22 protein-coding genes and 1 tRNA gene are annotated in these 20521 nt (G+C 43.7%); 21 read left to right on the forward strand and 2 right to left on the reverse strand.

Features of this window, described 5'->3' with window-relative positions; genetic code table 11:
- Positions 1-38: 38 nt before the first annotated feature.
- The 4 genes from MHH49_RS09985 to MHH49_RS10000 all read left to right on the forward strand — a co-directional run bounded on the left by MHH49_RS09985 (position 39) and on the right by MHH49_RS10000 (position 3515).
- Positions 39-800: a ParA family protein gene (locus tag MHH49_RS09985; protein ID WP_036677762.1), complete on the forward strand. Its 762-nt coding sequence runs from the start codon at positions 39-41 to the stop codon at positions 798-800.
- Positions 793-1635, forward strand: a complete 843-nt coding sequence (locus MHH49_RS09990; protein ID WP_036677764.1) for a ParB/RepB/Spo0J family partition protein — start codon at positions 793-795, stop codon at positions 1633-1635. The genes MHH49_RS09985 and MHH49_RS09990 overlap by 8 nt, the downstream gene beginning before the upstream one ends.
- A gap of 197 nt (positions 1636-1832) precedes the next feature.
- Entirely contained in the window at positions 1833-2978 is a 1146-nt protein-coding gene (locus MHH49_RS09995) for an aminotransferase class V-fold PLP-dependent enzyme (RefSeq protein ID WP_341138113.1), read from the forward strand.
- Positions 2979-3014: 36 nt separating this feature from the next.
- Positions 3015-3515, forward strand: a complete 501-nt coding sequence (locus MHH49_RS10000) for a DUF4446 family protein (RefSeq protein WP_036677768.1) — start codon at positions 3015-3017, stop codon at positions 3513-3515.
- On the opposite strand, the gene yyaC is transcribed toward MHH49_RS10000, so the two are convergent.
- Positions 3487-4095, reverse strand: a complete 609-nt coding sequence (gene yyaC / locus MHH49_RS10005; RefSeq protein WP_036677770.1) for a spore protease YyaC — start codon at positions 4093-4095, stop codon at positions 3487-3489. The two genes, MHH49_RS10000 and yyaC, sit on opposite strands and share 29 nt — an antisense overlap.
- 119 nt (positions 4096-4214) lie before the next feature.
- On the opposite strand from yyaC, the gene MHH49_RS10010 reads away from it, so the two are divergent.
- From MHH49_RS10010 to MHH49_RS10025, 4 genes are all read left to right on the forward strand, one after another.
- Complete coding sequence (locus tag MHH49_RS10010; protein WP_036677843.1) at positions 4215-4460, forward strand: DUF3343 domain-containing protein; 246 nt, start codon at positions 4215-4217, stop codon at positions 4458-4460.
- A 21-nt stretch (positions 4461-4481) separates the two neighbouring features.
- Complete coding sequence (locus MHH49_RS10015; RefSeq protein ID WP_052097399.1) at positions 4482-5522, forward strand: mechanosensitive ion channel family protein; 1041 nt, start codon at positions 4482-4484, stop codon at positions 5520-5522.
- The gene (locus tag MHH49_RS10020) at positions 5522-5734 is read left to right on the forward strand and encodes a DUF951 domain-containing protein (RefSeq protein WP_036677772.1); all 213 of its coding nucleotides are present in this window, start codon (positions 5522-5524) and stop codon (positions 5732-5734) included. The genes MHH49_RS10015 and MHH49_RS10020 overlap by 1 nt, the downstream gene beginning before the upstream one ends.
- A gap of 43 nt (positions 5735-5777) precedes the next feature.
- Positions 5778-5868, forward strand: a tRNA-Ser gene (locus MHH49_RS10025).
- 368 nt (positions 5869-6236) lie between these two features.
- Here the strand turns inward: MHH49_RS10025 and MHH49_RS10030 are convergent.
- The gene (locus MHH49_RS10030) at positions 6237-6434 is read right to left on the reverse strand and encodes a YjzC family protein (RefSeq protein ID WP_036677774.1); all 198 of its coding nucleotides are present in this window, start codon (positions 6432-6434) and stop codon (positions 6237-6239) included.
- A gap of 217 nt (positions 6435-6651) precedes the next feature.
- Here MHH49_RS10030 and rpsF point away from each other — a divergent pair, with 217 nt between their 5' ends.
- The 13 genes from rpsF to dnaB all read left to right on the forward strand — a co-directional run bounded on the left by rpsF (position 6652) and on the right by dnaB (position 20435).
- Positions 6652-6936 carry a 30S ribosomal protein S6 gene (gene rpsF / locus MHH49_RS10035; RefSeq protein ID WP_036677776.1) on the forward strand — a complete coding sequence of 95 codons (285 nt, stop codon included), beginning with the start codon at positions 6652-6654 and terminating at the stop codon, positions 6934-6936.
- 48 nt (positions 6937-6984) lie between these two features.
- Positions 6985-7491 (forward strand): single-stranded DNA-binding protein, encoded by a 507-nt coding sequence (gene ssb, locus MHH49_RS10040; protein ID WP_036677780.1) that lies wholly within the window; start codon positions 6985-6987, stop codon positions 7489-7491.
- 21 nt (positions 7492-7512) lie between these two features.
- Positions 7513-7785, forward strand: a complete 273-nt coding sequence (gene rpsR, locus MHH49_RS10045; protein ID WP_036651767.1) for a 30S ribosomal protein S18 — start codon at positions 7513-7515, stop codon at positions 7783-7785.
- Positions 7786-8301: 516 nt separating this feature from the next.
- A complete protein-coding gene (locus MHH49_RS10050; protein WP_076143952.1) occupies positions 8302-10251 on the forward strand; it encodes an endonuclease MutS2 in 1950 nt (649 codons plus the stop codon).
- Between the two features lie 193 nt (positions 10252-10444).
- Positions 10445-12163 (forward strand): oligopeptide ABC transporter substrate-binding protein, encoded by a 1719-nt coding sequence (opp4A, locus tag MHH49_RS10055; protein ID WP_076105179.1) that lies wholly within the window; start codon positions 10445-10447, stop codon positions 12161-12163.
- Positions 12164-12247: 84 nt separating this feature from the next.
- Complete coding sequence (locus tag MHH49_RS10060; protein WP_036677789.1) at positions 12248-13192, forward strand: D-alanyl-D-alanine carboxypeptidase family protein; 945 nt, start codon at positions 12248-12250, stop codon at positions 13190-13192.
- Positions 13193-13515: 323 nt separating this feature from the next.
- Positions 13516-14541: an LCP family protein gene (locus tag MHH49_RS10065; RefSeq protein WP_038573960.1), complete on the forward strand. Its 1026-nt coding sequence runs from the start codon at positions 13516-13518 to the stop codon at positions 14539-14541.
- A gap of 194 nt (positions 14542-14735) precedes the next feature.
- The gene (locus tag MHH49_RS10070) at positions 14736-15161 is read left to right on the forward strand and encodes a CBS domain-containing protein (protein WP_036677795.1); all 426 of its coding nucleotides are present in this window, start codon (positions 14736-14738) and stop codon (positions 15159-15161) included.
- A 223-nt stretch (positions 15162-15384) separates the two neighbouring features.
- Positions 15385-15687, forward strand: a complete 303-nt coding sequence (locus tag MHH49_RS10075; RefSeq protein WP_170914153.1) for a MazG-like family protein — start codon at positions 15385-15387, stop codon at positions 15685-15687.
- A 6-nt stretch (positions 15688-15693) separates the two neighbouring features.
- A complete protein-coding gene (locus MHH49_RS10080) occupies positions 15694-16611 on the forward strand; it encodes a DUF2232 domain-containing protein (RefSeq protein WP_036677800.1) in 918 nt (305 codons plus the stop codon).
- An 11-nt stretch (positions 16612-16622) separates the two neighbouring features.
- The gene (locus MHH49_RS10085) at positions 16623-18629 is read left to right on the forward strand and encodes a DHH family phosphoesterase (protein WP_036677802.1); all 2007 of its coding nucleotides are present in this window, start codon (positions 16623-16625) and stop codon (positions 18627-18629) included.
- Entirely contained in the window at positions 18626-19072 is a 447-nt protein-coding gene (gene rplI, locus MHH49_RS10090; RefSeq protein WP_036677804.1) for a 50S ribosomal protein L9, read from the forward strand. The genes MHH49_RS10085 and rplI overlap by 4 nt, the downstream gene beginning before the upstream one ends.
- Before the next feature lies 1 nt (position 19073).
- A complete protein-coding gene (dnaB, locus tag MHH49_RS10095) occupies positions 19074-20435 on the forward strand; it encodes a replicative DNA helicase (RefSeq protein ID WP_339812736.1) in 1362 nt (453 codons plus the stop codon).
- Positions 20436-20521: the final 86 nt, after the last annotated feature.

A 20521-nucleotide genomic window follows, 5' to 3' on the forward strand; every position in this document is an offset into this window, starting at 1 on the left:
TACGAGAAGATTCTTCCTAACTATTCGAGGTGAAATTAGTGTCCAAGATTATTGCCATAGCAAATCAAAAAGGCGGTGTCGGTAAAACAACATCCTCTGTGAACCTAGGTGCCGGTATGGCTACATTAGGAAAAAGAGTGCTTCTAGTTGATATCGATCCTCAAGGCAACACTACCAGCGGCGTTGGCATCAACAAGGCGGACGTAGCGAATTGTATATATGACATTCTCATTAATGAAGTAAATCCTCTAGAAACGATACTTGAAACTCAAAATGAAGGACTGCACATCATTCCAGCGACTATTCAATTAGCGGGGGCGGAGATCGAATTAGTATCAACGATTTCCAGAGAGTTGAAATTGAAAAAAGCCTTAAATGCGGTTAAAAATAATTATGACTATATCATCATTGATTGTCCTCCATCCCTTGGGATTTTGACGATCAATTCCCTTACAGCTGCTGATTCGGTAATCATTCCGATTCAATGTGAATATTATGCGCTCGAAGGGTTGAGTCAGCTTTTAAACACCGTGCGTCTAGTGCAAAAAAATCTTAATCCGCATTTGAAAATAGAGGGAGTATTATTAACCATGTTGGATGCCCGTACGAATTTAGGGATCCAAGTCATCGAAGAGGTTAAAAAGTATTTTCAGGAAAAAGTTTACAGAACTATCATTCCTCGGAATGTCCGCTTAAGTGAGGCACCGTCTCATGGACAATCCATTATTACTTATGATCCTCGCTCAAAGGGAGCAGAAGTGTATTTAGAGTTGGCAAAGGAAGTGATTTCTTATGAGTAAACGTTTAGGGAAAGGTCTGGATGCTCTGATTCCTTCTTTATCTATTAATGAAGATGATAAGGTAGTAGAAATCCCATTAGCTCAATTGCGAGCTAACCCTTATCAACCACGCAAGGATTTCAATGAAGAAGCAATCCAGGAATTGGCTGAGTCTATCAGACAACATGGCGTGATTCAACCGATCATTGTACGGAGTGTTTTGAAGGGGTATGAAATCATTGCCGGGGAACGCAGATTCCGGGCTTCGCAATATTGTGGTAAACCTACGATTCCAGCAGTCGTAAGAAATCTAAGTGATCAACAGGTTATGGAGATCGCCCTGATTGAGAACTTGCAACGTGAAAATTTAAACGCCATGGAAATCGCAGTTGCTTATCAAGGTTTGATGGATCAATTTTCACTCACACAAGAAGAGCTATCTCTGAAAGTTGGGAAGTCCAGATCACACATCGCTAACTTCCTAAGATTGCTTACTTTACCGGAAGAAGTAAAAGAATATGTTTCACGTGGAACAATGTCTATGGGACATGCGAGAGCTATTGTTGCCTTGAAAGATCCGGAAGTTATTAAACAATTGGCTGAACAATGCGTGGAACAGCAATGGAGCGTAAGAGAGCTTGAAGAAACGGTGAAAAATCTGGATCGAAAGCCGACGAACGGTACAAAGATTAAAGTTGTTAAACGTGATCCCTATATTGATAATGTAGAGGAAGTATTGCGTGAACGGTTTAAAACAACGGTTAAGATAAAACAAGGTAAGGAAAAAGGGAAGATTGAACTGAATTACTACAGTGCGCAGGACTTAGAAAGACTGTTGGAATTATTGGGTAACTAAATGGGTATCTATGCCAAGAACATATCCTGAGCTATCCGTAATCGGATAAGTAGGGGTATGTTTTTTCAAAATATAAGGGTGTATAAAGTAGAGCTGAATATTATCCTTATATTTTCTACAGATAAGGTTATTATCAATAAAGGGTGACAACGTTATTTCTTCTTAATGAAAAAGAGTATGAGACGAGGAGCGGGGTTATGGAAGACTTCGTATATTTGGATCATGCGGCTACGTCCTGGCCTAAACCTCCAGAGGTGGCAGCTGCGATGATGAATGCTTTGCAGTCGGGAGCAAATGCTGGCAGAGGGAATTATTCGCTGGCCATGGGAAGCGGACGGGCGTTGGTGAGAGCCCGGAGTTTGCTGGCGGAGTTGTTTGGGGTTTCTAATGCACAAGACATAGCGTTTACCCAAAACACTACGATGGCATTAAATATGGCGATTAGAGGTGCGCTCAAAGCAGGGGACCATGTAATCTCTACAATGACTGAACACAATTCTGTGCGGAGACCTTTGGAATATTTACGTAAGTCACTAGGGATAAGTGTTGATTATCTGAAGGTGGATCGGGCGGGTCAATTGGATTTGAAGGAATTGGGCAAAACGTTTCGACCAAACACTAAAATGGTAATTTGTAATCATAGCTCCAACTTACTAGGTAGTATACTTCCCATTGGTGAAATCGGAGATCTAGCTAAAGCAAAGGGTGCTATATTTCTAGTAGATGCTGCTCAAAGTGCAGGCTCGCTTGATATTGATGTGAAAAAGATGAATATTGACTTATTAGCTTTTCCTGGGCATAAAGGATTGCTTGGACCACAAGGGACTGGTGGACTCTATATATCACCTGAATTGGATCTCGAGCCCTTAATGCATGGAGGCACAGGCAGTCAATCTGAGAATAGTGAACAACCCTCTGTTCGCCCAGATCGGTATGAAGCGGGAACGCAAAATGCGGTAGGAATTGCTGGTTTACTAGCCGGTGTTCAAAAGGTAAAATCGATAGGGACAAACGTTATCCACGAAAGAGAGTGGAAGCTGACTCAACTGCTGATGGAGGGGTTGTCCCACATTCCAAACATTAAACTATTAGGACCCACATTAGGGGCTCCGAGAACTGGAATTGTGTCGTTTGTAGTGGATGGGGAAGAATCGGCGAATATAGCTCACCGTCTAGATCGTGAGTATAAAATAGCCGTCAGAGCGGGTATGCATTGTACCCCACTGGCACATAAGGCTGTTGATACACTAGAAAGTGGTGCTGTTCGGGCGAGTGTAGGCGTAGATACAACAGAGCATAATATAAGCAGAATGCTAGCTGCTATGGATGAGTTATATGGCTGATGCCCGCAGCAGATAAATAAAAAGGATGGTCCATTCATGTCTGAAATGAATCAATTAATTAATGAACAGTTGCAGTGGTTTGTGTTTGGTTTCGTAGTAATTATGCTAGTACTGATAGTGACTGTAATCGCCCAGGGAGCTAAGCTGCGGACTATACGGCGCAAATATGAGGCCATGATGGCAGGAAGCGGTGTGGAGGATCTGGAAGGCCTTCTGGTTGATCTGAAGAACCAAAGCGACATGCTGGAAGAAGAACAACGTGAGCAAAAAGCGTTGATAGAAGCTACCCAAGTCAAAATCCGCGGTATGAAGTCAAATATCGCTCTCAAGCGTTATAATGCCTTCGGTGAACGTGGTAATGATTTGAGCTTCTCGGTGGCTATTCTGGATGACAATAGCAGTGGCATTGTATTAACCAGCCTTCATAATCGTGAGAACTCATATATTTACTCCAAGCCTATGCAAAATGGGGAGTCACAATATGCCTTATCGCCGGAAGAAAAAGAAGTTATAACTCTCGCGTTGCAGCAGAAGTAGCATGTAGGTTCCATTGTTTTAAAGCAGAATATAGACTTGTAGCGATAATATCAGATAATCGCATGACTAGACTTAGCCGTGTATTCTGCAATACGAAATACTCCATAAAGCCGCCGACATTAACGATTCCAGTCAAATGGATATCCCCAACCGGCGGCAATTGTTTATTTACGCCAGCTCCTGGTCTGAGGGGGCCTTCAACGACTTGGATGCAGCCAACACTAGTAGAGTGACCTAAGCAGGCATCTATTCCGATGACAAACGGGTTATTATATTTTTCATTAATTAGCGACAAAGTCTCTTCAAGATTGACGGCATGAACCGGTTCCTCAAGGGTACCGTATAAATGAAACAACGGGCTATGAAAACGGGATAATGCAGTACCAACAAGAGGACCGAGAGAATCTCCGGTGGAGCGATCAGTGCCTACACAGATGACGATAATTTGAGTCTCTGGACGCGTGCGTGAAAAGTGAAAAAGTAGCCGATGAGTAATTGCGGAATAGATATCGGGATCTGTATGTGATATTTTTAAACAGGACGTTTCTTGCGCTGCTGTAGCCTTGGATGAGGAGTTCATACCATCTTCCTTTCTAAAGGTGATTCTATTTGTTGGTATCTAGTATATGGATAGAAGAGGGGTTTTATACTACAGCAGCAAGAGATAGGACGATAAACCTATGGAGAGGCTTGACGTATATGCAGGATGAGATGTTAATAGCGTTTGACTCCACCCAGCAGGCGCTTCGTGCTGAAATGCTGCTTGAGTATGCTGAAATAGAAATTGATATATTTCCAACTCCGAAGGAAATCACCGCAGGCTGTGCAATTTCAATTCAGTTTTTTCAAAATGCGCTGGAAGAGGTAAAAAAGATTATAGTTGAGCAAGAAATAGAAATACGCGGCATCTACGGAAAACACAACGAGAACTACATACTGATTTAGGGGTAGGGAGGAGTACATGCGATGAATATGTGGATACTGGAGGCTGATACACCCGGTGCGGATACATTAAAAGATGCCATTCGCTTTAAAGATAAGGTGTGGAATTGGTTTACCGATGCTGATATGTGGGCGGATGTATTATTTGCGGGTCTACGGATTCTTGTTATTTTTCTCTTAACCCGGGTTATTATTAAAATTGTTTCTAATATTATTGATCGTTCGCTTGAGCGTAAAACCGGTGGCAGACTTCTGTCCAACACACGAAGGTTTACTACGGTTGGGGAATTGATGAAAAATGTAGTGACAGTTATCTGTAATTTTGTGATGATCATGCTCGTGCTTTCTGAGTTCCACTTCGATTTGGCACCATTGTTGGCTGGAGCGGGTGTACTTGGTTTAGCAGTAGGTTTTGGGGCGCAAAGTTTGGTGAAGGATGTTATTACAGGTTTCTTTATTATTTTAGAGGATCAATTTGCAGTGGGTGATGTGATTCAAACAGGTACCTATAAAGGAACTGTAGAATTAATCGGACTGCGAACAACCAGGCTGTTAAGCACAACTGGAGAAGTATTTATTATCCCGAATGGATTAATCACGAACGTGACCAATTATTCTCTCTCGAATGCATTGGCTGTAGTTGATGTTCCTGTAAAAATGGAGCGCAGCTTGGAGGCCACGCTAGGTTTGATTGGAGAAGCGTTAAAGGGAATAGAAGAGCGTAACTCTAATGTGCTTGCTTATCCTAATGTGCTCGGTATACAGTCCATGAGTACTTCGGAATATGTAATTCGTATAGCGGCTAGCTGTTTACCCAATGCAAAAGAGGTTGCGGAGAGACAGATTCAGAATGATATTAAGCAGGCACTAGAGAAACTAAGCAGTCTAGAGCAGGCTCAAGCTGCTCAAGCCGAAGAGGAAGCTCGTTTGAAGGCAGAAGAAGAAGCAAAGGCTGAAATTGAACTGGGAAAAACAGAAAATGAGCAGGAAGTATCGGATACGCCTGACACTCGATCAAGACGCCAAATCGCAGCTACACAAGAGGGGAAAAAGGGGGAAGGGTAGTGGAACGTAAAGTTTTTCAGCTTGGAGATATTGTACAGATGAAGAAACAGCACCCTTGCGGTTCTAATGAGATGGAGATCATTCGTATGGGGATGGATATCCGCATTAAGTGTACAGGATGTCAGCACAGTGTTCTGATTCCCCGGGCGAAATTCGAGAAGAATATGAAGAAGGTACTGCGTTCTGCAGAGGGAAATACAGACAATAATTAAGCTTGCAAATGGCATGTCTGCATGATACAATTATTTTTGCTGCGGAGAGGTACCCAAGAGGCCCAAGGGGGCTGACTCGAAATCAGTTAGGCGTGTCACAGCGTGCGTGGGTTCGAATCCCACCCTCTCCGCCACTTCAGCATAATATAACATTTTAATGAATCCTTCGTTCCTGTAACGGAGGTTTTTTTGTGTCCAATGAGCTGTTTGCAAAAGATCATAACATGCAAAAAGAAGGGCCCTTTCGGGTCCTTCTTTAAGAGGCAGTACATCAATGATGTTGGAATTTCTCTGTATATAGCTACTAAAGTGATTTAGGCGTTGCTGAGGTTACTGCTTTTTAGACAATAACCCACTACTATTCCCAGCTAACAATAGATGCTGAATCAGATATCCTGTGATTGTGTTCGTCTACGACGGCCAACGGAACCACACCTCTCTTTTGTACTGCCTGAGAATAGTATGGTGTAATGTCGTTTTTTTTATACACATTTATTTTTAATTAATGTACACGTGCTTTTTCAACCTTTTTCCACTTCCGATTTTTGTTACTGGTCTCGGGGAAGGTATCCCCTTTTTCCATTTTAATATGCTGTGGATTCTGAATTTCGGTATGGAAGCTTCGCGCTTCACCTACCTCTGTATACATGCCTGGATTGGGGGCTTTGTCGCCTTTTTCATATTCCGTCTTTTCGCCCATCATTATCGCTCCTTCCTTAAGTGCAGATGAATTCACTGATTATTGTGCGCAGGTAGGGTTTTTTTCATGTAAAAAGAGGGTGGAGGGTTGTCCGGTATTAATATTGCTTGCACTCTGCTGCTCGTTTTGGTATATTAATCAGGTGCGAGTCTATGTTTGTGCTCGTTCCTTGCTCCTGACGTGATTAGGGGCCTCAGACCATAAGGAGGTGAAAATTATGCGCAAATATGAAGTGATGTACATTATTCGTCCTGACATTGAACAAGAAGCTGTTCAAGCAGCAGTCGATAAATTCCAAGGCATCATCTCCAATGGCGGGGAAATTACAAAGCACGAAGTGCAAGGTAAACGCCGTCTTGCGTATGAGATCAAGAAATTCCGTGATGGCGTTTATGTTTTGGTTAACTTCAATGCAGAACCTGCAGTAGTTACTGAATTAGAACGTCTTATGAAGATTTCTGACGAAGTTATTCGTTATCTCATTACGAACGACGTTGCTTAAGATCTTGACAAGCTTTGTAATGAATCGCTCTAAAGGAGGGGACCAGAATTGTTGAACCGTATCATTTTGATCGGACGGTTGACCCGTGACCCGGAACTTCGTTATACTCCCGCTGGTGTTGCCGTAACTCAATTTACGCTTGCCGTAGATCGTAACTTTACGGGCCAGAACGGTGAACGTGAGGCAGACTTCATCCCGGTTGTTACCTGGAGACAGCTAGCAGAAACCTGTGCCAATTATTTGCGCAAAGGTCGTCTGACAGCAGTGGAAGGACGCATCCAAGTGCGGAACTATGAGAATAACGAAGGTAAACGTGTATACGTAACTGAAGTTATTGCTGATAATGTTCGTTTCCTGGAATCTTCACAAAGCCGTGAAGGTGGAAATACTTCAAGTGGTGCAAGTAGTATGCCTGAAGAGCCAGCATATGGTGGCGGTGGTAACGCTGGACGCGGAAATAACAACAATAATTTCTCGCGTAACAACAATACTCAAGATCCTTTTTCGGGCGATGGTAAACCGATTGATATATCGGATGATGATTTGCCATTTTAATTAGGAAGGACTGAAAAGAATATGGCTTTTAAACCAAGAGAAGGCGCTGACAACGACAAAAGACCAGCACGTCGTGGTGGACGCAACAAGCGTAAAAAAGTTTGCTTTTTCACTGTGAACAAGATTACTCACATTGATTATAAAGATACTGAACTTCTTAAGAAGTTCATCAGCGAACGTGGAAAGATTTTGCCACGCCGTGTAACAGGTACAAGTGCAAAATACCAACGCGCTCTTACCATTGCTGTAAAACGCTCGCGTCAAATCGCGTTGCTTCCTTACACAACGGAATAGGACGTTTTATAGAAGCAGTCGGGAAACCGGCTGCTTTTTTTGTTGTGAAAAGCCAGCGTGCGGATTACGTTTGACGTTCAATCTGGAATGTGTTAAATTACAGCTATCCTATAATAAAAGGGGAAATATTGATGTTGGTGACCGTTCTTAACTAGCAATTTCATAACACTGGATTAGGAAGGCTTTAGCAGGCTCGTCTTTTGGCGTTTACGTGCTCTATTTGAGTCCGTCTCGCACAGATGTCTGTTGTTCCTAACGGTGGATGATTTAGTTAAGAACACACGAAGCGTCATATGGCCTCTTTACGGCTATTGTTCTCTTTGTAATTAACCGTGCTCTTAGAGCACGGTTTTTTTGTTTTTCGGCCACCCTGGCTTTTATAGGGGGACCTTAAAACGCCAGAGAACAATAGTATAAAAAGAAGGGCAAGGACTGCCATAGTGGCATTCTTTGTCCTTTTTGCGTTAGGGAGATTTTGTTCCAAAAAAATAGTTAGATCAATAAGGAGGATTTGCTGTGAATTTACAAAGTCTAAACACGTTGGAATACGAAATTATTAAAACCGAGCTTAGCCGTCATGCGGTATCTTATGTAGGAAAGAAAACTGTAGAAGAGCTTATGCCTATGACCTATTTGCCTTCCATTCAAAGAGCGATGGAGGAAACGTCTGAAGCTAAAGAGCTGCTGGAGCGGGGGTCCAGTGTACCGATTCCTTCATTAGAGGGGATTGAGTGGATCATGTCACTAATGGGGACTGGATATCTGTACAGTGAGCAAGACTTCACTGCAGTGGCTACATTTCTAAAGAGCTGTAGTCAATTGCGCAAATATATGGCTTCTAAAGAGCAAAGTGCTCCCCGGATTGCTGCTTATGCCTCCTCTCTGCTGGAATTAAATCATGTGCGGGAAGCAATTGACCGCTGTATCCGCTTTGGGGCGATTGATGATGGAGCTAGTAAGGGGTTAGAGCGGGTTCGTAAACGGATTGGCGTAGCTAAAGAACGTCTTCATAAAAAAATCGACGGGATCATGTCGCGCCATCAATCGATTTTGCAAGAGAATATTTATAGTCAGCGTGGTGGACGTTACGTTATCCCCGTAAAGCGGGAGTATCATAAGCAAATAAAGGGATCGGTACTTGATCAATCCACAAGTGGACAGACGGTGTTCATCGAACCAGATGAGATCGCCTCCATGCAGATTGAGCTGGATTTGTTATTAGGAGAAGAGGCACGTGAAGAAGCTGTGATCCTCAGTATGCTGACCAGCATGGTAGAACAGGAACAAACTGCACTGCGCCTAAATATCGAGGTTACAGGCACCTATGATTTTATTTTTGCCAAAGCAAAATACGCACGAACGCTGGGAGCATCTGAGGTTACTCTAAATGATAGGGGTTTTCTAAGGATGAACGGAGGCAGGCATCCTATGCTGCAGGGCATGATTCCAATTAGCCTGGAGATAGGGAAGGGATATAGATCCCTAATCATTACAGGTCCAAATACAGGCGGTAAAACGGTGGTGCTCAAGACCCTCGGGCTGCTGACCCTCATGGCTCAATCGGGGCTGTTGATTCCGGTCGAGGAGGGGAGTGAGTTTACGGTCTTTACGGATGTGATCAGTGTAATCGGAGACGGACAAAGTTTGGCCCAATCACTCAGTACATTTTCGGCACAAATGAAGAGTATTGAGGGAATGCTGAGAGATGCCTCTAAAGGGGTGCTGCTGCTCATTGACGAGCTGGCGGCAGGTACAGACCCTGGGGAAGGAATCGCCCTCTCAATCGCCATTCTGGAAGAACTGAGCCGTAAAGGGGCGAATATTATCGTCACAACCCATTTTAATGAGCTAAAAGCCTTTGCTGCTGCGACAGCCGGTTTTCAAAATGCACGAATGGAATTCGACAAAGAAACGCTGCAGCCGTTGTATCGTCTGACTATCGGAGAAGCGGGGGAGAGTTACGCTCTGCAAATTGCTAAAAAGCTGGGTATCCAGGATAACGTTATCAAGCGATCGTGGGAGATCGTTGAGGCGCAGCAGCAAAGGCTGCAGAAAGGTGATGGGTCGGCATGGGCAAGTCTTTTTAGCAAAGAGGGAGAGAAAGGGAAGACTGCACCTGTTATAGAGGATTTTGAAAAAGAAGAAAAGTCTGCGGAATCACAGAGCGATAAGGAGAAGCAGACCCAATATGAAATTGGTGATGCCGTTCTTGTAACTTCACTGGGACGGTTAGGAATTGTTTATGAGAAAAAAGATCACTTAGGAATGGTCGGAGTGATGATCCAGAAGCAAAAAATGCGGATTAATCATAAACGTTTAAAGCCATATCTATCCAAAGATGAGCTGTATCCTGAGGAATATGACTTTGATATAATTTTTGAGAGCAAGGATACCCGTAAAAAGCGTAAATTGATGCAGCGTAAGCATGTCGAAGGCCTGAGAATTACGCATAAGGATGAAGAATAATGAAATAAAGAGATCTGCCTATGAGGTAGGTCCCTCTTTTTTTATAAATACTATGAAATATGCGTAAATTCAAGCAGGAGTATAGGCCTAAAGCTTAGAAGTTATTGTAACCATTCTAAAACTTTGTTACAGTAAATATTTATTCCATAGCTTAGATGTAGATATACGTTCAACTAGAGAAGGGAAGGAACACATGAAGAATAAGAAGATATGCGGGTTCTTGTTAACAATGCTCGTGATGACTACTGTATTGTCAGCATGCAGCAGAGCAGGTACCAGCAGTAATTCATTATCTTTACATCACAATGAGGTGGTCGAAAAGCCACAGACTGGCGGAGTAGTTACTTATGGATACTCATCGCCGTTTATGGGCTTCTTTGAGCCTGCTTTTTATGAAGGTGAAGATGATTTTCATGTGCTGGAGTTTATTACTGAGGCCATGTTTACGATAGATGATGATTTATCAACGGTTCCTAATATCGCCACTTGGCAGGAGTCCGAGGATCATAGAATATTTACCTTTAAAATCAAACCGGGAATCCGTTGGCATAATGGAGATGAACTGACCGTAGAGGACTGGAAATTTGCGATGGAGACTATTGCTAGTCCAGACTACACCGGATCGCGTTATTATAGTGTGGAAATGATTCAAGGTGCAGAAGCCTATCATAAAGGTGAGGCGAAGAATATAACAGGTCTTAAGGTTATAGATCCTTATACTTTGAAAATAACAATGACAGCTGCCCGCGTAAATACGATTGATAATCTATGGCCGTATCCGATGAATAAAAAATATTATACTGGAGTCGCTGTTAAGGATATGCCTGAGAGTGATCAGATGCGAAAAAATCCGATTGGGATTGGCCCCTTTGAGGTGAGCCTTATTGAACCTGGCCAGCGGGTGGAGATGAAGCGCTTTGATCAATACTATAAAGGTAAGGCTTTATTGGATGGTGTGTTGTATAAGGTATTTGATGACAAGGAAATCATCAGCCTGTTTGAACAAGGCGTAATTGATATAGAGAATGCTCCACGAGATACTTATGAAAAGTTGAGTAAACTCGATAATATTAATATTTTACAATCAAATGAGCTTGCTTATGAGTATATAGGGTTTAAATTTGGGTATTGGGATAGTGAAGCTGAAAAAATCGTAATGGATAACCCTAAATTTGCGGATAAAAGATTACGTCAGGCGATGTATTATGCACTTGATCGGGAGGGGATCATTCAATCATTTTCTCATGGGTTAGGCAAGCCTATAGAAACTCCGGTTTCCAGTGCAAGCTGGGCGAAGATCCCTGATAGTCAGATTAATACGTATCCCTATGATCCGGAAAAAGCGAAGCAGCTGCTTGATGAGGCTGGTTTTGTAGATGTTGATGGAGATGGCCTGCGTGAGGATCAAAAAGGAGAAAAGTTAGTTATTAATTATGATTCTATGCTAGGCAGTCATTCAGCGGAGTTACGAACTGCTGCTATTCTGGAGGATTGGCGAAATGTGGGACTTGATGTGCAGCTTAATGGTGGGGCGTTAAAAGAGCTCAACACCTTCTATGAAGCAGTAGAGGCTGATGATCCGTCCATTGAGTTGTTTAACGGGGTATGGGGATTAGCTAATGATCCTGATCCTTCAGGTCTCTGGAGAGAGAATGATTTGTGGAACTACCCACGTTGGTCCTCGGAGCGGAATGAAGAATTGATTCGCGATGGCACAAGTATGAAGGCGTATGATAGAGATTATCGACAACAAATCTATTATGAATGGCAGAAGCTAGTGAATGAAGAGGTTCCTATGATCTTTTTTGCGGAAAGAGAAAGCATTACTGCTGTCAATAAACGTCTACAAGGTGTGCGTGTTGATTCTTTGGGCTCCATAATTGAGCCTAATAAATGGTGGATAAAGGACTAAATTAAAAAAAATAAAAAAAATTACGCAAAAAGTGAAATCAAATTGCTGTTTCATTCGTCATATATATTATGGAGGATGACAACGATGAAGAGACGGATATTAATATGGGCTGGTGCAGCTTTGATAGTCGTTGTCTTAATTACGGTGTGGAGGCCTATCGAGTTGGGCTTTAAACCGGATATTGACGCGGGTTCAGCAGTGCTGCTAGATATGGATAGTGGAGACATATGGGTCAATATAAACGGCGATGTGCCTATGCCACCGGCCAGTGTGTCTAAATTAATGACTGAAATGATTGTGCTGGATCACATAACCTCTGGAACCCTTAGGTGGGAGGATAGAGTCCCTATTAGTGCTTACGCCAGTCAAATGGGAGGTATGAGTCTCTCATTAAAACGAGGAGATTTCTATACAGTAAGGGAGCTATTCGAAGGCATCACCATATATTCTGCTAATGATGCTGCAGTTGCATTGGCAGAATATATGGCAGGATCAGAGGATTCTTTTGTACTTATGATGAATGATAGAGCACGTAGTTTAGGTTTATCTCCTAATACGGTATTTACCAACGCCTCTGGATTGTCGAGCAAGGATCTTGGTATCATTCGTCAGCCTACGCATATCGGTGGCCAGACGATGATGACAGCGAGGGATACAGCCAAATTGGCAGCTGCGCTAATCCATAATCATCCTGATGTACTGAATATTTCCGGTCGTACACAGATGCAATTAAAGGATAAAGGGTTATATGTTAGTAATAGCAACCTTATGCTTCCAGGTATGGGCGGCGCTTACGCATACGATGGAGCAGATGGGTTGAAGACTGGATATGATAGCCAGACGGGATATTGTATTGCGGGATCAGCCCAGAGGGAGGGGCACCGGCTTATTGCGGTCGTTATGGGGGCGGAGACTTATGGCAGCCGATTTGAGGGTGCTGCTAAATTGTTCGATTATGGGTTTTTCCGCGGTTTACATTATGGAGAACGGGTAAAACATATTATACATGCCCTTGGGATTCGAAGTTAAATTTGGAGCATCATACCAGTAATTATTACTTGGTATGGTGCTTTTTCCCTATTCATGTCGGTATTTGTTGTTTCTTTTTATCAATTTAGTGATTACAATAGAAATATTGTTTTATCCCATATTATTTTAGAAACACAAAAAAACTTTTTTTCTATAATTTAGAATGACCCGAATTTCCTGAAAGGGGGGACAATAAGATAATGGAATAAGGGACAGTAAATTCGCCGCCGAGAGAAATAAAACCATGACTGCCTGAGAACGATCAGGAGGCATTGTAAATATATGGTACGTGCAATTATTCTACAATAAAGAAGGAATCAAAGATGAAAAAAATAAAGAAAAGATACATTGCGCTAATTGTTCTCGTCGTTATTATAGCGGGAGGTTTTCTCTTTCGAAATTCTTTGGCCGTATTAGCTTTTGACCTCTTTTTGTCCGATCGGGTAGAAAGCAAGCTGAAAGAAGAATCTTACCAGCCACTTAAGGATGAGAATAAGGTTAAGCCAGAGCCGGTTGTATACAAAAGCGATCCATTCTCGCTGATGCTGCTCGGGACTGATCAACGCGACAATGAAACCGCACGTTCGGACACGATGATGTATGCTGTTGTTCGCCCAGAGGATTACAAAATTCTGCTTATTTCTATTCCACGTGATACGTATACCGAGATTATTGGGCATAACGATAATAAAAAAGATAAGATTACCCATGCTTATGCTTTTGGTGGGCAGCAAATGGCTAAGGATACTCTGGAAGCACTGCTGGAGCATGATATTCAGTATTATGCCACCATTAACTTTCAAGGGCTCAAGGATGCCGTTGATGCTATTGGAGGCGTTCCGCTGCCAATCAAGAAGGACATTGTAAACAAGGGTAAGGACCATGAAAAGTTTACGATCGAGGGTGGAAAGTCGAATTATAACGGTCAAGAAGCACTTAACTATACACGCTACCGTGAAGATAGTGACTTTAACCGGACCAAACGCCAACAGGTTTTTATTGATGTTGTAGCTAATAAAATGTTATCGATCAGCCAAATCGGCAATATTCCAAAGCTGCTGGATATTATGGGCGATAATTTTAAGACCGATATAGAGCCTTCAATGATCATTAGTCTGGCCAAGAAATTCATGGGCGGCAAAGACATGGATATCTCAAGCTTTACGGTAATGGGCGAAGGAAAACGTATTGACGGACTTTATTATGATATCGTTGATGAAGAGGATTTGCGTGAAGCTAAGGCGCTGATTGATAATTGGATGAATGCAGGAACACCAGTAGATCAACTGATTGAGCCGGGAAAAGCAAGTAATGCACTCGAGCCCAAAGCAACAGCAGTTACGCAGTAATTCTAATTGGAAAGCTAAACTCATATAAATAAATTGCAGCAGCCATAAACATTCTCATGGCTGCTGCTTACTGTCTTCATGTTATAATGAATTGGAACTATTATTTAGCTGCTACGTATAATCACATTGGTATGGCAGTAAAAGGAAGTTAAAGAACCGTAATTCCTTCGGAACTCTTTGAGGAGGATCAAGAGATGAATATTGCATTTTTTTTACTTCCGAAACAGGAGGTGGCCTGCGTAACGCTCGATTCTACGCTGCGCCAAACGCTTGAGAGGATGGAGTTTCACCGCTATACAGCAGTCCCGATTCTTAACCGTAATGGAGAGTATGCCGGCACGGTAACGGAAGGTGATCTGCTCTGGTACATGAAAGAGTCGGAGGGCAAGGTTTCGTTTGAGAACGCTTCAAAATTTTTGCTGAAGGACGTTCCATTACGTATGAATAACAAGCCGGTCTCGATTGATGCGGATATGGAAGATCTAATTAATTTGGCTAAGGTGCAGAACTTTGTACCTGTGGTCGATGATATGAACCGGTTTATTGGAATTGTTCGCCGGAGTCAAGTCATAGAGTATTGCGAGAAATTTGTAACAAGACAATCACAGGAATCATTATAGTCCCAGTGTATTCGCGGTTATAGAAGCTATCGGAACAAGGCCTGTATTTCCGGCGATAACGGAATGCGGGTCTTTTTTAAAGAAAGCTCCTCTCCAAAAAGAGGCATAGTCAGCATGGATTGAAGCATACTTAAGGGGCGCGGGGCGTCCAGTGTGACACCGAATTTTTTATGCTATAATGGAGAATAAAGCTTTTTGCCGGAGGTAGAGAGACGTGTCCAATGTGCCGAAGGATCTGGATGTAGCCAAGCGCGCCAAGGTAATTGAATGGCTGAAAACCGAAGTGATTGATCAAGTTTCACGGTTATTTAAAGCGTTATGGGAAGGCAGTACTACCCGTGTCGGTGACAGTCTGGCTAGCTTGATTATGAGCTCTTATATTTTGGGCCGCAGACTAGGGATTCCTTATCGTTCTTTAGATGACTTGCTACTGGAGAAGCTTAGAAAGCACAAGCAGGAAGGGCATCAACTGGAAGATTGGTACCAAGATATATCTGCTTTAGAAGAACATATGCGTAAGAGGTGAATACTGTTGAAATTTCGCTGGTCATCTGTGGCTTGGAGCGTAGCATACTTACTTTTGCTGCTTAGTTTAACGACTCCACTCCTCATCATCACTACCCTGTTTATGATTGTTCCGGCAGTAGTGTTGTTTACTACACTGAACACGAGACAATTTGTGCTGCATGTATTGCCGGTGTTGCTGATTGTAGGCTTGATTACACCAATTTATCTGTTGATAGCTGCGTATTTCTTAATACCGGCGCTGGTTATGGGGCGCTGGTATAAAAGACATGCCCCGGCTATGTCTACTGTGATCGCAGGTACGGTTACGATTCTTGCACAGTTCCTGCTGCTTTTGCTGCTGGGTACGGCATTATTTAATTTTGACCTGTCTACCTATGTGAACGATGTATTGCAAATGGTTAATTCACCTCTGTCCGAGCTCGGAACTACCAATCCTCTGCTCACTGATATTGGATTTTCAACTGAGGATGTAAACAAGATAAGTCATATGACGGTCCAAATGATCCCTATGACTCTAATCGTAAGCTCCTTCATGATTGCTGTGATTACGCATGCTATTGCCCGCCCGATTCTGAACAGTATGAATTATGCAGTGCCTAAGATGAAGCCTGCACGTGAATGGAGACTTTCGAGATCGTTTATTTGGTACTATCTGATTGGTGTTGTTCTACAGCTCTTCTTCTCAGGGTCGGAGAACAATTTCATCCTCATGATTTCTGCCAATCTTCTGCCATTGCTGCGAATTGGCTTTATGATTCAGGCCATCGGATTTTTCTTCTTCCTGGCGCATGAACGCAAATGGAACAAGATGTCTGCCGTTTTGTTAGCGATACCGGTTATTTTACTGCCGCCGCTGCGCATTATTGGTATTATTGATCTTGCGTTCCCACTGCGGGAGTATGTGACCAAATCGAAACGATAGGGTGAGAGTTCATGCCTAAATTTCTGCAAAGACGCTGGCACGGCTATCATACCGTATGGGCGTTCATGCTGCTGTTGGTCCTTATTATAATTGTCAGTGTCTATAACTGGGCGCTTGGGGTCGCCGGCCTGTTTCTGTCAGGTACTTTATGCTTCTATATGTTGAAAGCGGAGATCTCGTTCCGCCGTAATCTGGTGGAATATATTAATGGGCTGTCTTTCCGCATTAAGCGGGTAGAGGGCGAAGCAGTCAGCATGCTGCCGCTTGGAATCATTCTGTTTAGCGAGGATCGAACGGTGGAATGGAATAACCGCTATGCCGGCGATATTTTCGCACGCAAGTCTTTAGTTGGGGAATCACTGCAAGAATTATTGCCTGATATGCAGTCTTTTTTTACAGGTGCTGCAGCGGGTAAGCGGGAGGTCGGCAAAGAAGGTGTGCTCCATGACACCCGCCTTGAGATCACCGTGGATGAACGATTTTATCAAGCTGTCATTATTCCGAGTGAGCGTATTCTTTACTTGTATGATATCACTGAGCTTGTGGTGTTACGTGAGCGGTATGAGGATGAGAAGCTGGCGATCGGCATAGTGATGATGGATAACCTGGATGAATCCGCTCAAGGAATGGATGATCAACAGCGAACCTCGCTGATTGCTAAGGTGACGAGTGAGATCACTGAATGGAGTAAGCAGTTTGAGGTTTATCTGCGGCGGTTGTCCTCGGAACGTTATCTAATGCTGCTTAATCATCGTAGCCTGCAAGCGTTGGAAGAGAGCCGCTTCGTGATTCTAGATGAAGTCAGAGAAATGACTGCTGATCTCAAGGTACCTATGACACTGAGTATTGGTCTGGCCTTTGGCGCAGACTCTGCAAGTGAATTAGGGGCATTGGCCCAATCCAGTCTAGACATGGCGCTGGGCCGAGGTGGTGATCAGGCGGCTGTAAAAGCAGGCCAACGGTTATCCTTCTACGGTGGCAAGAGTAATGCTGCTGAGAAGCGTACCCGAGTGCGGGCGCGGGTCATTGCGCATGCTTTGCGGGATCTGATGCAGGAGAGCGATCGTGTGCTGATCCTCGGTCATCGGACACCGGATATCGATGCTGTGGGTGCTGCAATCGGCCTGTTAAGGGCTGCGCAGATGTATAATGTAGAGGCTAGCATTGTGATGGAGACTCCAAATCCATCGATAACTAACATGATGGAGCAGATTCGTAAGGATGACGATTTGTATAAGTCATTCATCACAACGGAGCAATCCCTACAGATCATGACAGAGCATACCCTGCTTATTGTTGTGGATACACATAAGGCGTCTATGACGATGGAGCCGCGGCTAGTACAATATGCCAGCAGAATCGTAGTGGTGGATCATCACCGCAGAGGTGAAGAGTTCATTAATGATGCTGTATTGGTATATTTGGAACCTTACGCTTCATCGACCTGTGAGCTGGTGACAGAGCTGCTTCAGTATATCCATGAGAAGGTAAAGATCAGTCCGCTGGATGCTACAATGTTGTTAGCGGGGATCACGGTGGATACAAAGCACTTTGCGCTCCATACGGGTTCGCGTACCTTTGAGGCCGCAGGCTTCCTGCGCCGGAATGGTGCCGATACCGTACTTATTCAGCGCATGCTGAAGGAGGATTTACAGGAGTATATTTCCAAAGCCGAAATTATCAAACATGCGCGAATGGTGTATGACCAAATCGCGCTCGTAGTTACGGCACCAGGCATGAAAATCCCGCAGCTTCTTATTGCTCAGACTGCGGACACGCTACTTGGGATGACCAACGTAGTCGCTTCATTCGTCATCAGCGAGCGGCCTGACGGCCTGATTGGCATTAGTGCCCGATCACTCGGACGTATGAATGTACAGGTCGTGATGGAGAAATTAGGCGGCGGTGGGCATCTGTCCAATGCCGCAGTACAGCTTGAAGGAACATGTAAAGAAGCAGAAGCCAGATTACTGCAGGTGCTGGCGGAAATCGAATCGAAAGAGGGGTTATTCGAATGAAGGTCATTTTCATAAAAGATGTTAAGGGTCAAGGTAAAAAAGGTCAGGTTAAAGAGGTATCCGAAGGTTATGCTTCCAACTTCTTATTGCCACGTGGATTGGTTCGTCCGGCAACGGAAGGTAACGTGAAGACGCTGGAGAATCAAGCAGCTGCTGAACAACGCCGTAAAGATAACGAAAAAGAAGAAGCACAGCAATTGGGTAAGAAGCTTGACGAGTTAACACTGACAATGAAAGCAAAATCAGGTGAAGGCGGACGTTTATTCGGCGCTATTACAAGCAAACAGATTGCTGAGACACTGGCTTCCACCAAAGGAATTACTATTGATAAGCGCAAGATTGAATTAGGTGAGCCAATTCGCCATATAGGAGTATTTCAAGTAAGCGTAAAATTGCATACTGAAGTAAAGGCCACACTTAAGGTTGAGGTAACGGAGGAGTAACATGGGTGGAGATCTCTTTTTCGATCGGGTTCCCCCGCAGAATCTTGAAGCCGAGCAGGCGGTAATTGGTGCGGTTCTGTTGCAGGATGAAGCGCTCATTACTGCAATGGAACGGGTGAATACTGAAGACTTCTACGATAAAGCGCATCAAATGATTTTTGAGGCGATGGTGCAGCTCGGAGAAGAGAGCCAGCCGATTGATCTTGTTACACTTACGTCCAGACTGCAGGACAAAGGAGAGCTTGAAGATATTGGTGGTGTTAGCTACTTAGCTAAGCTGGCGCATGCCGTGCCTACTGCTGCTAACGTAGAATACTACGCCCAGATTATCGAAGAGAAAGCCATGCTGCGCCGTTTGATTCGCACAGCCACGCAGATTGTGAGCGAAGGTTATACTGGCGGTGAAGATGTAGCCGATATGCTGAGTGATGCAGAGCGGCGTATTCTTGAAATCTCCAACCGGCGAAGCGGCAGTGGATTTATTGCGATCCGCGATGTCTTGATGGAAGTGTTCGACAAGGTTGAGTTGCTTCATCAAAATAAGGGGGGTACCTCAGGTATCCCAACCGGATTTGTGGATTTAGATCATATGACTAACGGATTCCAACGTAACGATCTGATCATTGTTGCGGCTCGTCCATCTGTTGGTAAGACTGCATTCGCCCTGAATATTGCACAGAACGTGGCAGTACGCGCTAAAGAAACTGTTGCGATATTCAGTCTGGAAATGTCAGCGCCACAGCTGGTACAGCGGATGATTTGTGCTGAAGCCAACTTAGATGCCAATATTATGCGTACCGGTGACTTCAAGAGTGATGATGATTGGTCCAAGCTGACGATGGGTATTCAGTCTCTATCTGAAGCGGAGATTTATATCGACGATACACCAGGTATCACGGTAACCGATATTCGTGCAAAGTGCCGGAGACTGAAGAAGGAAAAAGGACTTGGCATGATCGTCATCGACTACTTGCAGCTCATTCAGGGCCGCGGTAAAGGCGGAGAGAACCGTCAGCAGGAAGTATCGGATATATCTCGTACACTGAAGCAGATTGCTCGTGAGCTGGATGTTCCGGTTATTGCTCTGTCGCAGTTAAGCCGGGGTGTAGAGCAGCGTCAGGATAAACGTCCAATGATGAGTGACTTGCGTGAATCGGGTTCTATCGAGCAGGATGCCGACATTGTTGCGTTTCTGTATCGTGATGATTATTACAATGCAGATACGGAGAAGAAGAATATTATTGAGATCATTATAGCTAAACAGCGTAATGGTCCCGTAGGCACGGTAGAACTGGTCTTTCTTAAAAATTTCAACAAGTTCGTTAACTACGAGCGAGCACATGCGGAACCCTTTGTTGGTTAAACCTGACATGTATAATTCCCGAACGATTGCACATTTCTTTGTGTAATCGTTCGTTTTATTTGACTTTGAAAAAAACCGCTGTTACA

The sequence above is a fragment of the Paenibacillus sp. FSL F4-0122 genome (assembly GCF_038002845.1).
Classification (GTDB): Bacteria; Bacillota; Bacilli; order Paenibacillales; family Paenibacillaceae; genus Paenibacillus_AQ; species Paenibacillus_AQ odorifer.